17 protein-coding genes are annotated in these 14,521 nt (G+C 67.2%); 13 read left to right on the top strand and 4 right to left on the bottom strand.

Annotated elements, in window-relative coordinates; genetic code table 11:
- Positions 1 to 59 precede the first annotated feature (59 nt).
- Together F3J15_RS02845 and F3J15_RS02840 are read right to left on the bottom strand one after the other, a co-directional pair.
- Positions 60 to 284, bottom strand: coding sequence for a hypothetical protein (locus F3J15_RS02845; RefSeq protein ID WP_083266092.1), 225 nt, complete (start codon positions 282 to 284; stop codon positions 60 to 62).
- Positions 285 to 551: 267 nt separating this feature from the next.
- Positions 552 to 755: a cold-shock protein gene (locus tag F3J15_RS02840; protein ID WP_069251620.1), complete on the bottom strand. Its 204-nt coding sequence runs from the start codon at positions 753 to 755 to the stop codon at positions 552 to 554.
- 608 nt (positions 756 to 1,363) lie between these two features.
- Between F3J15_RS02840 and F3J15_RS02835 the strand changes: the two genes are divergently transcribed.
- The 11 genes from F3J15_RS02835 (at position 1,364) to F3J15_RS02785 (ending at position 10,457) form a co-directional block, all read left to right on the top strand.
- Positions 1,364 to 1,648 carry a hypothetical protein gene (locus tag F3J15_RS02835; protein ID WP_069251621.1) on the top strand — a complete coding sequence of 95 codons (285 nt, stop codon included), beginning with the start codon at positions 1,364 to 1,366 and terminating at the stop codon, positions 1,646 to 1,648.
- Between the two features lie 589 nt (positions 1,649 to 2,237).
- Positions 2,238 to 2,522, top strand: coding sequence for a hypothetical protein (locus tag F3J15_RS02830; protein ID WP_069252939.1), 285 nt, complete (start codon positions 2,238 to 2,240; stop codon positions 2,520 to 2,522).
- Positions 2,523 to 2,569: 47 nt separating this feature from the next.
- On the top strand, positions 2,570 to 2,779 hold the full coding sequence (locus F3J15_RS02825) for a hypothetical protein (RefSeq protein ID WP_069252940.1): 210 nt from the start codon (positions 2,570 to 2,572) through the stop codon (positions 2,777 to 2,779).
- Positions 2,780 to 2,812: 33 nt separating this feature from the next.
- Entirely contained in the window at positions 2,813 to 3,025 is a 213-nt protein-coding gene (gene rpsU, locus F3J15_RS02820) for a 30S ribosomal protein S21 (protein ID WP_083266093.1), read from the top strand.
- Between the two features lie 9 nt (positions 3,026 to 3,034).
- Positions 3,035 to 3,241 carry a hypothetical protein gene (locus tag F3J15_RS02815; protein WP_089447686.1) on the top strand — a complete coding sequence of 69 codons (207 nt, stop codon included), beginning with the start codon at positions 3,035 to 3,037 and terminating at the stop codon, positions 3,239 to 3,241.
- A gap of 367 nt (positions 3,242 to 3,608) precedes the next feature.
- Positions 3,609 to 4,169: a GNAT family N-acetyltransferase gene (locus F3J15_RS02810; protein ID WP_166887479.1), complete on the top strand. Its 561-nt coding sequence runs from the start codon at positions 3,609 to 3,611 to the stop codon at positions 4,167 to 4,169.
- Positions 4,170 to 4,225: 56 nt separating this feature from the next.
- Positions 4,226 to 5,173, top strand: a complete 948-nt coding sequence (locus F3J15_RS02805) for an ABC transporter substrate-binding protein (protein ID WP_069251624.1) — start codon at positions 4,226 to 4,228, stop codon at positions 5,171 to 5,173.
- 52 nt (positions 5,174 to 5,225) lie between these two features.
- Positions 5,226 to 6,275: an LLM class flavin-dependent oxidoreductase gene (locus F3J15_RS02800; protein WP_166887476.1), complete on the top strand. Its 1,050-nt coding sequence runs from the start codon at positions 5,226 to 5,228 to the stop codon at positions 6,273 to 6,275.
- A gap of 7 nt (positions 6,276 to 6,282) precedes the next feature.
- Entirely contained in the window at positions 6,283 to 7,635 is a 1,353-nt protein-coding gene (locus F3J15_RS02795) for an LLM class flavin-dependent oxidoreductase (RefSeq protein WP_069251626.1), read from the top strand.
- 64 nt (positions 7,636 to 7,699) lie between these two features.
- Positions 7,700 to 9,490 (top strand): amino acid ABC transporter permease/ATP-binding protein, encoded by a 1,791-nt coding sequence (locus tag F3J15_RS38070; RefSeq protein ID WP_166887473.1) that lies wholly within the window; start codon positions 7,700 to 7,702, stop codon positions 9,488 to 9,490.
- A 34-nt stretch (positions 9,491 to 9,524) separates the two neighbouring features.
- Entirely contained in the window at positions 9,525 to 10,457 is a 933-nt protein-coding gene (locus tag F3J15_RS02785; protein WP_166887470.1) for an ABC transporter substrate-binding protein, read from the top strand.
- 96 nt (positions 10,458 to 10,553) lie between these two features.
- Here F3J15_RS02785 and F3J15_RS02780 read toward each other — a convergent pair whose 3' ends face one another.
- Both F3J15_RS02780 and F3J15_RS02775 read right to left on the bottom strand, forming a co-directional pair.
- Positions 10,554 to 11,648, bottom strand: coding sequence for an LLM class flavin-dependent oxidoreductase (locus F3J15_RS02780; protein WP_166887467.1), 1,095 nt, complete (start codon positions 11,646 to 11,648; stop codon positions 10,554 to 10,556).
- 52 nt (positions 11,649 to 11,700) lie between these two features.
- Positions 11,701 to 12,666, bottom strand: a complete 966-nt coding sequence (locus F3J15_RS02775) for an ABC transporter substrate-binding protein (protein ID WP_166887465.1) — start codon at positions 12,664 to 12,666, stop codon at positions 11,701 to 11,703.
- A 301-nt stretch (positions 12,667 to 12,967) separates the two neighbouring features.
- Here F3J15_RS02775 and F3J15_RS02770 point away from each other — a divergent pair, with 301 nt between their 5' ends.
- Both F3J15_RS02770 and F3J15_RS02765 read left to right on the top strand, forming a co-directional pair.
- Complete coding sequence (locus tag F3J15_RS02770; RefSeq protein ID WP_166887462.1) at positions 12,968 to 13,885, top strand: alpha/beta hydrolase; 918 nt, start codon at positions 12,968 to 12,970, stop codon at positions 13,883 to 13,885.
- Positions 13,882 to 14,313, top strand: coding sequence for a MarR family transcriptional regulator (locus F3J15_RS02765; RefSeq protein ID WP_059240503.1), 432 nt, complete (start codon positions 13,882 to 13,884; stop codon positions 14,311 to 14,313). Before F3J15_RS02770 ends, F3J15_RS02765 begins: the two co-directional genes overlap by 4 nt.
- Positions 14,314 to 14,521 lie beyond the last annotated feature (208 nt).

Here is a 14,521-nt window from a genome sequence, read left to right as displayed (position 1 = left end):
GAACGCGACTGAGTCGTTCGGGACATCCTGCCGGCCCCGCCATTTGCAGGACGTTGCCATCACCCGCGCGTATCGACCCAGTTGCGTGCCCAGCGTGCCGAGTGTCGCAGTGCCTGTTTTTCACTCGGGAAGTAATCGAGCGAATAGAACTGGTAACGACCTTCGTCGCATGAGCTATCGGTGCGTTGAAGCAGCAGGTTGGATGAAAAGCGACCGTCGGGCAAGCGATGTGCCGACGGTTGGACGGCATAGCCGTTGTACTGTTGAATTCGTTTGTTTTGCATTTTAATTCTTGATGTTCGCGTGCGCGCGTGCCGTGCGAATGTGCATCGACTCAAAGCCATTGCGAGCTGAATCCGAAGCAGTCGGCACGCGCAAAAAGGCGTTGCGGCCAGAAGCGCAGAGGGAAGTGCAACGAGGCATGTGGCGCTTCGCACGCTGCTGAGTAAACAGGTGCAGCAAAGAGCCGCCGCGCCAGCTTCAGGTGGCAACGCTCCGTGCGGGGGGCGCTGCGACCCGGCGTCCGTCGCGGCAGGCCGGGCCCATCAAACTTACAGCGGCTTGATGTTGGCCGCCTGCAGCCCCTTCGGGCCTTGCTTCGTTTCGAAGCTCACTTTTTGATTTTCAGCGAGCGTCTTGAAGCCATCGGTTTGGATTTCGGAGAAGTGAGCGAAAAGATCGTCACCGCCGTTGTCCGGCGTGATGAAGCCAAAGCCTTTGCTCTCGTTGAACCATTTGACGGTACCGGTATCCATGACGAATCCTTGAGGAAAATTTACGAAGATTTGCTCTGTTGAAGAGCGATCGAAGTGTCAAGGAGGGAGAGGACAACGAATACCGCCGAGGGGCGGGAAATTGATGAACAGCAATCGGACTTCTTGGACTTCGACAACCACACTAACTTCCACGAACGGCAGGGTCAATGGCTATCTTGTAACTGTGTCACCGGGCGATCCGTTTCGAGCGCCGGGCGATACGGTCGGCACCCGCTTCCCGGAACGTTGCCGCGCTCACGCGTCGGTCAAAGAGTTCTCGCATTGCCCGCTCGCTCGCGGAAGTCATGACACATCGCTCGCCACCTGCGAATTTGCAGTTCGCGGCATCGATCAACGTCGGTCGGTACCCGCTCGCGGAGTCGAATACGGCACGCGTTCATTTTGATACGGCAGACGTTCTTGGCGCTACAATTCCAGTTCAATTGCCGCGTGGCAGCTTCCGGTCGGTATCTGCGAATCGAGCGGGTTCAACCCATCATCTGAACGCTCACCACGGCAGGCTGCCGTCGATCCATCGAACACTTTCCCGGAGGTCGTGCAGGCTGCAGCTCGATAGCCAACGCAGGCCCGCACATGAAACGGCCCCCATGAAAATCGACCCCGGCTCCATTCCTTACTATCTCGTCCTGCGCGCCGGCTGGCCGCCCTATGTGCTGAATTCAGACCGTCAAGTGCTCCGCCGCCAGGCGAGTCCGCTATTACTGGCGTTCGCGCGAACTCGCGGAACGATCGCGCATGTCGACGACATCGCATGGAACCTCTTCTCCGATAGCGAGGGCCTGACGGGAGTCGAGCGTCGTGAAACCGGATTCTTTTCGTTGGTCGCCGGAAACGAAACCGAACATCAGTTGCGCTTGCTGACGACCCTCTGACGTCGTCGCCAGGATCGCGCGTGACCATCGTCGATGAAGCGCTCCGCCTGGAAATCCGTCAGGTGCCGGACGGATCGCCGACGCCCCCGGCTGCGCGTGCTTCGCGCCTTGGCAGGCAAGCTCCATTCGCTCAATGGTTTGCAGGTTGTCCGTCCAGGATCCGACCCGGTGCCGCCCCCATTTCCGGCACCAGGACGACCGGGCACCGACCGCTTCGTCGGGAAAGCCATGCGTGTGACGCCAGCGGGATCACGGACGTCATCACATGGACTCGCGACGAGACGACGTCACCAGCGGCCCCTCGCAAGCCGATTCCGCACACCTGTCGCGCCGTGTGCCGGCACGTGCTAGCGCACCACGCGGAATAAATTGGACGCGCAACAAGCGATGCGCGTATGATGGGTTCATCCGAGCGACCATCGGTCCTCTGACTGACTGACCGCCCTCCCTCCATCCGCCCGCTTACTGCATCGCCTCTCCTTCGCGCTGCAACGTTGTCCCCTTCACCCACCGGCCCGCCCGTAACGGGGATACTGGCCGGATGTGTTCGCCCATGCGACTCGTCGTGGCCGAACGCCAGGAGTACGTCATGAGCATGCACGTCTACCGTGGATTCGAGATTTATCCACTGATTTACCCTCACGTGCCGGCGCCGAATGGCTGCCCGCATAACTACGACGCCGGGTTCGACGCGGCAGTCAAGATTTGCCTTCGCGGCACCACCGATACGCTGACACAGAGCCAGACTTTCAGATTGCGCGACACCTCCCCGTTTGACAACGCCGGCGACGCCCGTCGTGCCTCGGTGCGCTATGCCGAGGACATCATCGACGACAATCGCGGCAAACAGGGGTTCTTTTCCAGCGCGCGCTGACGCGATACGTCAGCGCAGCGCAGTTTCGCGATCTTCTGGAGGGCGAAATGATCATCGACGAACTGCTCAATCTGATCAGGCGACACGAGGTCACCTGGATCAACACCGTCATGCCCGCCAGAATCGCCGATTCTGCGATGTGCCATCAACAGGAGCTGCAGATGTTCGTGGCGGTACGTGCGCTATCGATCGGAGCAGGATATTCGGAATTCGAATCCGACGAGATAGCAAGCGCCGTCATGACACGACTCGGCTAACTTTCCGTTCGACCCTTTCCAGACAGGATCTACATGACGACAATTACGTTGAAGCTCAACGAACCGATCGATGTCGCGCTGCGGCGATTCCGGCGTGATATCGAGAAAACAGGGCTGATTCGCGAGTTGCGCAGTCGCACCGGCTATGAAAAGCCCACGACGGAACGCAAGCGAAAAAAAGCCAGCGCCGTTGCCAGGCAGCGCCTGCGGGCGAAGCGTCTGTTGCCTCCCCGAAAAATGTACTAGGAGCGCATCGTGTACAAGATGCCGGCCGACGCGCCTCCGTTTTTCCCGCTGACGAAGTGCGAAGTCGATTTCGATCGGGAGAACGACATGGTGACGCTACTGCCGAGCTTCTATGCATTCGGGTGCGAGTACACCAGCCGCGGGCTTCTGATCGGGCGCAGCGATGCGCTCAAACTGATTGCAGCGATAGAGAAGGCGCTCAGCGTTCAGGGGTGAGCTGACTCCGGCGCAATCGCATGTATCGACGGGCGCAAGATGGTCCATGCGCGTCCGCACCACGTATACGGATTTGCGCGACTTCCTCGGCTACGCGCGAGCGGCTTTCGCCGATCGCCTCACCCCACTCCCGCTGCAAGCCTTCTGACGCTTCCCGCGAAATCCTTATCGAAATTGCTTCGTTCGCCTTTGCCGGCCGCGCCGCTAACGTGTTCAAAACGGCAGCGGCCCGCCATCTGCATCCCAGCAGGATACGCACCGGCCGCCGCCATCACGACAACCGCGTCGCGATAACGGAACAGACCGGACGGGCCGCGTGCCCGCACCCCGCCAGGAACGTCCGCATCGCGCGCCCTTCGCGATGCCCATGGCCACGACCGACCGCATCATCGACACGACGCCGCTCGACGTCCGCGCGCAACCGCTGGTCGACGCGCTGATCGCCGAGTATTCGACCCGTTACCACGCGTATCGGCCCGACAGCCACGCGTCCGCCCGCGAAGAGCTCGCGCGCTACCCGGCCGAACTGTTCGCGCCGCCCGAAGGCGCGTTCGTGCTGCTGCTGCGCGACGGCGAAACGATCGGCGGCGGCGCGTTCAAGCGCTACGACGCGCAGACCGCCGAGCTCAAACGCATCTGGACCCGCTCGGACCTGCGCCGCCAGGGCCTCGCCCGCCTCATCGTCGAGGCGCTCGAACTGCGTGCCGCGCAGCAAGGCTATCGCCGCATCTACCTGACCACCGGTTTTCGCCAGCCCGAGGCATGGGCGCTGTACGACCGCACCGGCTACACGCGGCTGTTCGATTCGTCCGTCGACCCGGAAGCGTATTTCCACCTGCGGTTCGGCAAGGATCTCGCCGATCCGTCGCGCACGTCGACGCTGGCCGACCTGTGGGCGCCCGTGCCCGAACCGGTGCTGTCGCGCTGACCGCGACTGCCCCCCAGCCTCCCTCCGATTTCCGCTTGCCACCACAGGACGCTTTCATGCAACGAGCCGTACCGCTTTCTTCCCGTGCCGCGCGCACGCTGGCCGCCGCGCTGATCGGACTGACCGCGTTCGCCGCCGCCGCGGCCGCCGCCACGTTCGACCTGAGCCCCGAGCAACGTGGTCGCCCGCGCGGCGTGGCCGACGCGGCCGTCGAGCGCGCCGTGCCCGCGTCGTTCAAGTTCGCCGAACCCGGCACGCTGACGATCGGCGTTGCGCCGAGCCTGCCGCCGATCAGCTCGTATGCGACCGACGCGCGCACGGTGATCGGCTTCGACGCCGACGTCGGCCAGCTCGTGTCCGACAGCCTCGGCCGCAAGCTGAAGATCGTCGCGCTCGCGTGGGCCGACTGGCCGCTCGCACTCGAATCCGGGAAAGTCGACGCGGTGATCTCGAACGTCACCGTCACCGAGGAGCGCAAGCAGAAGTTCGATTTCTCGACCTACCGCAAGGATCAGGTCGGCTTCTACGTGCGCAACGACAGCAAGATCCAGGCGATCCGCGAGCCGAAGGATGTCGCGGGGCTGCGTGTCGTGACCGACGCCGGCACCAACCAGGAAAAGATCCTGCTCGCGTGGGATCGCGAGAACGTCGCGCACGGGCTGAAACCCGTGCAGATCCAGTACTACGACGACCAGGCGATGCGCATCGTCGCCGTGCAGTCGGGCCGCGCCGATGCGGTGTTCAGCGTGAACTCGGTGCTCGCGTACCAGAGCGCGCAGCAAGGCAAGACGCGCCTCGTCGGCGCGATCAGCGGCGGCTGGCCGCGCACGGCCGACATCGCGATCGCGACTCGCCGCGGCAGCGGGCTCGCCGATCCGCTCACCGTCGCGCTGAACGGGCTGATCAGGAACGGCCGCTACCAGCAGGTGCTCGACCGCTGGAACCTCGCATCGGAAGCGATCGACCAGTCGCGCACGAATCCGCCGGGGCTGCCGAAGAGCTGAACGCCGCGCACGCTCACCGTCCATTCACGCTCACGCAGGAACGCCGCCCACCATGTCTTATTCGCTTTCGTTGCTGGACAAGAGTCCGATCGCCGACGGCGCGAACGCCGCCGACGCGCTGCGCTTCACCACGACGCTCGCGCAGCGCGCCGAACAGCTCGCCTACGAGCGCTTCTGGGTCGCCGAACATCACGGCACGCCGGCCTTTGCAAGCTCGGCGCCGGAGATCGTCGTCGCGCACCTGCTCGCGCACACGTCGCGCATCCGCGTCGGCTCGGGCGGCGTGATGCTGCAGCACTACAGCCCCTTCAAGGTCGCCGAAACCTTCAAGGTGCTGGCCGCGCTCGCGCCGGGCCGCGTCGATCTCGGCATCGGCAAGGCGCCCGGCGGGTTGCCGCTGACCACGCGCGCGCTGCAGTGGTTCCACGACAAGGCGCGCAAGCCGGACTTCGCGGGTCAGTTGGCGGAGCTCGACGCGTTTCTCGGCTGGGGCGTCGCCGAGGATCACCCGCTCGCCGGTGCCGTCGCGCTGCCCGTGCCGCCGCAGGCGCCCGAACGCATCCTGCTCGGCGGCTCACCGGACAGCGGCGCGCTCGCCGCGCGCAACGGCTGGCGCTTCTGCTACGCCGGGCATTTCAACGGCGACGACGCGAACCTCGAACGCTCGCTGGACGCGTACCGCAGCGCGGGCGGCACCCGTCCGCTGGTCGCGCTGTACGCGGTGGCCGCGCCGACGCGCGACGAGGCCGAGCAGCTGATCGGGCCGCTGAAGATCTTCAAGCTGCAGCTCGCGGGCGGCCAGAGCTTCAATCTCGCCAGCGCGCAGGCGGCCGCCGAATTCGCGCGGCAGAGCGGCGCGTCCGACTACCGGATCGACGAGTTGCGCCCGACGGTGCTGGCCGATACGCCCGAGCGCATCCACCGCGCGCTCGATGCACTGAGCCGGCGGCTCGACGTCGATGCGTTCGTGATCGATTCGCCCGTGACCGACTACGCGGCGCGGCTCGCATCGGTTGAATGGCTCGGCGGCGCGCTGTCGGCCACGCCGTTGCAGGCGACCCTCGCGGCCGACCGCTCCCTTTCCCCTGACCAGAACGCGTGACGCTCCCATGACGACCCGACGATCGATCCCCTTCGGCCTGATGCTGCAAGGCGCAGGCAGCCACATGAACGCATGGCGGCACCCGAGCAACCCGCCGGACGCGAGCATCAACCTCGATTTCGCGATCGGCATCGCGCGCAAGGCGGAAGCCGCCGGCATCGCGTTCGCGTTCGTCGCCGACGGCCTCTACATCAACGAGAAGTCGATCCCGCACTTCCTGAACCGCTTCGAGCCACTGACCGTGCTGTCGGCGCTAGCGGTCGCGACGAAGAAGATCGGGCTCGCGGGCACGATCTCGACGTCGTACAGCGAGCCGTTCACGGTCGCGCGCCAGCTCGCGTCACTCGATGCGATCAGCGGCGGGCGCGCGGGCTGGAACGTCGTGACGACGCCGCTCGAAGGCACCGCAAAGAATTTCGGCAAGGCGCATCCCGATCACGAACTGCGCTACGAGATCGCCGACGAATACCTCGACGTCGTGCAGGGCCTGTGGGACAGCTGGGACGACGACGCCTTCGTGCGCGACCGCGCGACCGGCCGCTTCTTCGACCGCGACAAGCTCCACACGCTCGACCACCACGGCCGCTTCTTCCAGGTCGCGGGCCCGCTCAACATCCAGCGCTCGCCGCAGGGGCAGCCGGTGATCTTCCAGGCCGGTTCGTCGGACACCGGCATCGGGCTCGCGGGCAAGTATGCGGATGCCGTGTTCACGCATTCGCCGTCGCTCGACGAAACGGCCGCGTTCACGCGGCGCGTGAAGCAGAGCGCGATCGAGCACGGCCGGCAAGGCAGCGACGTGAAGATCTTCCCCGGCATCGGGCCGATCGTCGGCCGCACCGCGGCCGAGGCCGAGGACAAATACCAGGCGATCCGCAACCTGCTGACGATCGACGAGGCGCTCGCGTATCTCGGCCGCTATTTCGATCACCACGATTTCACGCAGTACGCGCTCGATGCGCCGTTCCCGGAACTCGGCGAGCTCGGCCGCAACAGCTTCCGCTCGACCACCGACCGGATCAAGGCCGACGCGAAACAGAAAGGCCTGTCGCTGCGCGAGACGGCGCTCGCGGTCGCCACGCCGCGCCCGAACTTCATCGGCACGGCCGAGCACGTCGCCGACGAGCTGATCCGCTGGCACGACGCGGGCGCGGGCGACGGCTTCATCCTCGGCTTCGCGGTGCAGGCACAGGGCGTCGAGGATTTCGTCGAACTCGTGATTCCGGTGCTCGAGGCGCGCGGCCGCTACAGCCGCGACCTGCCCGGTGCGACGCTGCGCGACCACCTCGGGCTGCCGCGCAAGGCCAGCCGCCACGCGGCGCCTGGCGCGTCGCACGAAACGGCGGCCGAAGCGCACGCCTGACACCCGCCGCCGCGCCGCCCGTGCGCGGCGCGCCCGCCCGACCGATTCGAGGATTTCCACCGACATGAGCGACACGACCCACCTCGGCGGCGCGCTGCCGCCGCTCTCTTCCCCCGGCGCGCGCGACGCCGGCACGCGTTTCCGGATCGTGCCCGCGCGCCACCGGTCGCGCACGGCCGGCACCGTGCTCGCCGTCGCGCTGATCGCGATCGTCCTGCATTCGATTCTCGGCAACCCGCAATGGGGCTGGCCGGTGTTCGCCGAATGGTTCCTGTCGCCGCCGGTGCTGTCGGGGCTCGCGCGCACGCTGGTGCTGACGCTGCTCGGCGCGGTGTTCGGCCTCGTGCTCGGCGCGTTCGTCGCGCTGGCCCGGCTGTCGCGTTCGCGGCTGCTGTCGGCGAGCGCGTGGACCTTCGTGTGGCTGTTCCGCTCGATTCCGCTGATCGTGCTGCTGCTGATCCTGAACAATCTCGGCTACCTGTACGAGCATGTCCGGCTCGGCGTGCCGTTCACCGACATCGTCTGGTTCGACACGCCGACGACCGACCTGATCAGCCCGTTCCTCGCGGCCGTGCTCGGCCTCACGCTGCACCACGCGGCGTTTTCCGCGGAGGTGATTCGCGGCGGCATTCTCGCGGTCGACCAGGGCCAGCTCGAAGCGGCCGCCGCGCTCGGGCTGCCGCGCGGCCGCCAGACCACGCGGATCGTGCTGCCGCAGGCGATGCGCGCGATCCTGCCGACCGCGTTCAACGACCTGATCATGCTCGCGAAAGGCACGTCGATGGTCTACGTGCTCGCGATGCCCGAGCTGTTCTACACGGTGCAGGTGATCTATCGCCGCAATCTCGAAGTGATTCCGCTGCTGATGGTCGCCACCGTCTGGTACCTGATCATCCTGACCGTGCTGTCGGCCATCCAGGTGCAGGTCGAGCGGCACTATGCGCGCGGGGCGCTGCGCAACCCGCCGCCGTCCGTCATCACGTTCGCACTTGCGCGCCTCGGCGTGCTGTGGCGGCGTGTCGCGTCCCGTCACGCGGCATCGGTCGCGCAGGCTCACGGCGATAGCGACGCGGCGACCGCCGTCGCACCGCGCGCCGGCGGCGAAGTGGCCGTGCATGGCGTGTCGAAGCAGTTCGGCATGCAGCGCGTGCTCGACAACGTGTCGTTCGTCGCGCCGCGCGGCAGCGTGACCGCGATCGTCGGGCCGTCGGGCTCGGGCAAGTCGACGCTGCTGCGCACGATCAACCATCTCGAACGCGTCGACGACGGCTTCATCGACATCGACGGCGAACTGATCGGCTATCGCCGCGACGGCGACGTGCTCTACGAGTTGAAGGAGCGCGACGTGCTGACGCGGCGCACGGCCGTCGGGATGGTGTTCCAGAACTTCAACCTGTTCCCGCACCTGACCGTGCTCGAGAACCTGGTCGAAGCGCCGGTCGTCGTCGGCGGCATCACGCGCGACGCCGCCGAACGCATCGCCCGCACGCTGCTCGCGCGTGTGGGCCTCGCGGACAAGGCCGATGCGTATCCGCGTCAGTTGTCCGGCGGCCAGCAGCAGCGCGTCGCGATCGCGCGGGCGCTCGCGCTGCGCCCGAAGGTGCTGCTGTTCGACGAGCCGACGTCGGCGCTCGATCCCGAGCTCGTCAACGAGGTGCTCGACGTGATCAAGGAACTCGCGCGTTCGGGCACGACGCTCGTGATCGTCACGCACGAAATCGGCTTCGCGCGCGAAGTCGCGGACAACGTGCTGTTCATGGAGCGCGGGCGCATCGTCGAAGCCGGGCCGCCAGCCGTCGTGCTCGACGCGCCGTCGCATCCGCGTACGCGTGCGTTCCTGTCGCGGGTGCTGTGATGCGCGCCGCTCCCGACCTGCGAGGTGCCGCACGATGACCGACCGACGCCAGTTCATGACCGCCGCGCTGGTCGCGGCAGCGGGCCTGCCGTGGCACGCGGCGCACGCGGCCGCCGCGACGGCCGACCTCGATCCGCGCCAGGCCGGCCGCCCGCGCGCGCAACCCGACGACGCGGCGATCCGTGCGGCAGCCGGCTACCGCTGGGTACGCGACGGCGCGTTCACGGTCGCGATTTCACCGCATGCGCCGCCCGTGTCGACCTACGCGACCGACGCACGCACCGTGGTCGGTGCCGATCCCGACTATGCGCAGCTCGTCGCCGACGCACTCGGCCGCACGCTCGTGCTGCTGCCGATCGCGTGGGCCGACTGGCCGCTCGGGCTGACGTCCGGCAAATACGACGCGGTGATCTCGAACGTCGGCGTGACCGAGAAACGCAAGGAGAAGTTCGATTTCACGACCTACCGGCTCGGGCTGCACGGCTTCTACGTGCGCACCGGCAGCCCGATCGCGAAGCTCGCCGAGCCGAAGGATATCGCCGGCCTGCGCATCATCACCGGCGCGGGGACGAGCCAGGAGCGCATCCTGCTCGAGTGGAACAAGCGCAACGTGGCGCAGGGGCTGAAGCCGGCCGAGCTGCTCTATTTCGACGACGATGCGGCGTCGCGCGTCGCGCTGCTGTCGGGCCGCGCCGATGCGGAGCTGAACCCGAACGCGTCGCTCGCCTACGAGGCCGCGCGCACGGGCAAGATCCGCCGCGTCGGCGTCGTCAATGCGGGCTGGCCGGCCAATGCCGACGTGGCGATCGCGACGCGGCGCGGCAGCGGGCTCGCGCCCGCGCTGACGCTGGCGACGAACGCGCTGATCGGCAGCGGCCGCTACGGGCAGGCGCTCGCGCGCTGGGGTTTGCAGAGTGAAGCGATCGCGCGTGCGGAAACCAATCCGCCGGGGTTGCCGTCGTTTTGAAGGCGTCGATCGGGCGATGCCCGACATGACATCGCCCCGGCATTCCATGATGGCAATGCCGGGGCGCGTCGAAGCGACATCGTTGGCAGTAGCAGCCTACGCCGTCACCGCTGCGTGATACCGGTCAAGCTCCGCGACCTGCGCATGAATCGCCGGAATCAGGTCGCGCCCGTAATCGAGCGCATCGTCCAGCGGATCGAACCCGCGAATCAGGAACGTCGACACACCGAGGCGGTAATACGCGCCGAGCGCCCGCGCGACCTGTTCCGGCGTGCCGACCAGCGCGGTCGAATTCCAGCGCGCGCCGGTCAGGTTCGCGACACCCATCCACAGCCGCTCGTCGAGCACGTCGCCCTGCGCGGCCGCCGCCATCAGCCGTTGCGAACCCGCGTTCTGCGGCGCGTGGCCGGCGATCGGCTGGCCGTTCGCGAGCCGCGCCGCGCGCACGCGCTCGCGGATCGCCTCGGCCTTCTCCCATGCGGCAGCCTCGGTATCGGCGACGATCGGCCGGAACGACACGCTGATGCGCGGCACACGCCCGAATGGCACAGCGGCTTCACGAACGCGAGCGATCTGCTCGCGCACCGACGCGAGCGGCTCGCCCCACGTCATGTAGACATCGGCATGCTCTCCCGCGACCGCCAGCGCGGCCGGCGACGACCCGCCGAAATAGATCGGCACGTGCGGCCGCTGCGCGCCCTTCACGAGCGGCGACGCACCGCGCAGCCGGTAGAACGCGCCCTCGTGATCGACCGGCGCGTCGGCCTGCCAGATCCGTTTCAGCACGTCGAGATATTCGCCGGTGCGGCGGTAGCGCGCATCGTGCGGCACGAAATCGCCGTCGCGCTGCAGGTCCGCATCGTCGCCGCCCGATACGACGTTCAGTGCAAGCCGGCCGCCGCTGAATACGTCTAGCGTCGCGATCTGCCGCGCGGCGGCCGACGGCACGATCACGCCGGGCCGGTGCGCGAGCAGGATGCGGATGCGTTCGGTCGCGGCGGCCGCGAACGACGCGACGATGAAACCGTCCGCCGCGTTGCTGAAATGGCCGACCAGGATCTGGTCGAAGCCGGCGGCCTCGTGCGCCTGCGCGAAGCGGCGCACGTAGTCGGGCTGGACGGCCGCGCCGCCCGGTACGTCGACCTCCGCGCCGGGTGTCGCGGTGATCATGCCGATGATGTCGACTGGCATGTCGGGGGGTCCTTGGGGTACTTGATCGGGAATCGGGATGACAACCGCACGCTTACTGCGCGGCGGCCGTCTTCTGCGCGGGCGCCGCGAACGCGCCTGCATACGAGCGGTCGAGCAGCTTCGACGTGTCGTACGCCGCCGGAATCACGCCGGCCTTGTGCAGGAAATCGGCCGTGTTCTGCGCATCCTTCGCGGCCGTCTCGTCGACCGGGCCGACGCGCTGCTTCGCATTGTTGAGCCAGCGGTACGCGACGTCGGGTTCGAGCTTCGCACGCTTCGCCCACAGGTCCGCGTACTCGCGCGGGTGGCTGTCGACCCACTGGCGCGCGGCAACGACGCGTCGCAGGAAATCGGTGATCTCGGCGCGCTTGCCGGAGGCGGCCTGCTCGTTCGCCGCGACGAAGCTCAGCGCCGGCATCAGCCCCTGCGCGGTCGTCACGGGCCGCGCCCCTTGCCGCAACGCGAGCGTGCTGACGAACGGCTCCCACAGCGACACGGCGTCGACCGAGCCGTTCGCGAGCGCGTTGGTCGCATCGATCGGCATCAGGTACGCGTACTTGACCGAATCCGCGCGCAAGCCCGCGTGTTCGAGCGCGCGCAGCACGAGCTGCTGGCTCCACGCGCCGCGCCATACGGCGATGGTCTTGCCTTGCAGGTCGGCCACGGTGCGCACCGGCGAATCCTTCGGTACGAGAATCGCGACGCCGTCGAGGCTCTGCCGCGACACGGCGACGACCTTCACCGGCGCACCGCGCGCAGCCAGCGTGAGCAGCGCGGAATCGCCGAGGAAACCGACGTCGATCGCATTGCCGTTCAGCGATTCGGCAACGGGCGCCGCGGCCTGGAAATGTTTCCACTCGATCGTGTAAGGCAGGTCCTTGAGCACGCCGGACGCCTCCATCGACGCCTGGATGTTGAAGTAGTTCTGTTCACCGACGCGCAGCGTGACGGTGTCCTTGGCAAAGCCCGGCTGCGCGGCAAGCGCCAGCAAGAGTGCCGTAACGATTCGGCTCAGCAACGTGATCTCCCGGAAGGTTGGCGGACGGCCGTGCGAGGGCGGCGCCCTTTGCTCCGCCGTGCGCGACGGCCGGCGGAACGGATGGAACCGCTGAAGATACGTCGATCTTCATCATGAAACAAACGCAATATTCTTCTATCCAAAGATGCAAATGTTTTATGGAGCGGCAGGCGTCGCCGGATGCCGCCGGTCGCGCTCACGGGAACCCGGTTCGAATGAATCCTCGACGGATATTTCGCGCACGAAATAAATCACGAACTATATTTCGCATACGAAATAACTGCCTGGAACGAGGATGGCCATGACCTCCCAACCCATCGAGTTTTCCGCCGCCGACGGCTACGCGCTGCACGGCACGCTGTGGTCGCCGGACGCGCCGCCGCGCGCGCTGGTGCTGATCCATCCGGCAACGGCCGTGCCGGAGCGGCTGTATGCGGGCTTCGCACGCTTCCTGACCGAACGCGGCTTCGCGGCGCTCACCTACAACTATCGCGGCATCGGCGCGTCTCGCCCCGCGCGCCTGGGCGCGTTGAAGGCCCGCATGCGCGACTGGATGGAACTCGACGTGGGCGCCGCGACCGCGTGGGCGCGGCAGGCGTACGAAGGGTTGCCGCTGCTGGCGGTCGGGCATAGCGTGGGCGGGCATGCGATCGGGCTGTCCGCCGCGACGCCGCACCTGCGCGCGGCCGTGCTGGTCGCCGCGCATGCGGGCAGCACGCGGCTGATCACGCAGGCGGCCGAACGCCTGAAGGTGCGGCTGATCCTGCGTGTGCTCGGGCCGCTGATGTCGGCGCTGCTCGGCTACGTGCCCGGCAAGCGGCTCGGGCTCGGCGAGGACATGCCGGCCGGCGTGTTCCGTGAATGGAGCCGCTGGACGACGCTGCCGCACTATTTCTTCGACGACCCGACACTCGGCGCGGCCGAGCGTTACGCGAAACAGCAGTTGCCGATCCTCGCGCTCGGCTTCGACGACGACCCGTGGGCGAACCCGCCTGCGATCGGGCTGCTGGTAAGCTATCTGACCCGCGCGTCGGTCGAACGCCGCCAGATCGATCCGCGCGCGGCGGGCAGCGGCCCGGTCGGGCACATGGGCTTCTTCCGCAGCCGCCCCGGCACCGTGCTGTGGCCCGACGTGGCCGACTGGCTCGCGCAGGCGCTCGACACGCCGCGCGCCGCGGGCCGCCCCTCCCTTTCCATTGCAGCCGGGAACCCAGCTTGAGCGAAGACCGACGACTGTTTTTCATGTTGAACATCGGCCAGCGGCGCGTGCAGCGCTGGATCGACCGCAAGGCGGAGACCGAGACGCGCGCGAGCGCCGCGCAGGCCGGCGCGCTGTTCTGTCTCGCGAAGCAGGATGGCGCGCTGATCGGTGAAGTCGGCGCCGCGCTGCAGCTTGCGCCGTCCGCGATGACGGGGCTTGCCGACCGGATGGCGAAGGCCGGCCTCATTACGCGCCACGCCGATTCCGACGACGGCCGCGCGACGCGCCTGTACCTGACCGACGAAGGCCACGCGGCACTCAAACGTGCGCGCGTGCTGCTGCGCGAACTCAACGGCAAGCTGTGCGACGGGTTTTCCGACGACGAACTCGATGTCGTCGCGCGCTGGCTGCATGCGCTGCAGGAGCGGTTTCCGGCGGAGCGCTGAGCGGCCCATTCCGGCATCGCCACCGGCACTCACCAGCCCCATCGAAAGCGATTCCGATTCGCATTTTCGATTCGATTTTCATGCCGCCTCGACGGCATTTTTTGCGTGCCCGCCGCCCTCTGTCGGCAACGCTTTCCGGCTACGCACTGTTACAAAAAACTGCCTGCCGGGCAGCATTTGAATCGCCTACATTGCAATCCACCTCGAC

The sequence above is a fragment of the Burkholderia sp. Ap-955 genome (genome assembly GCF_011753045.1).
Classification (GTDB): domain Bacteria; phylum Pseudomonadota; class Gammaproteobacteria; order Burkholderiales; family Burkholderiaceae; genus Burkholderia; species Burkholderia lata_D.
This window is presented reverse-complemented; position numbering and strand designations above follow the sequence as displayed.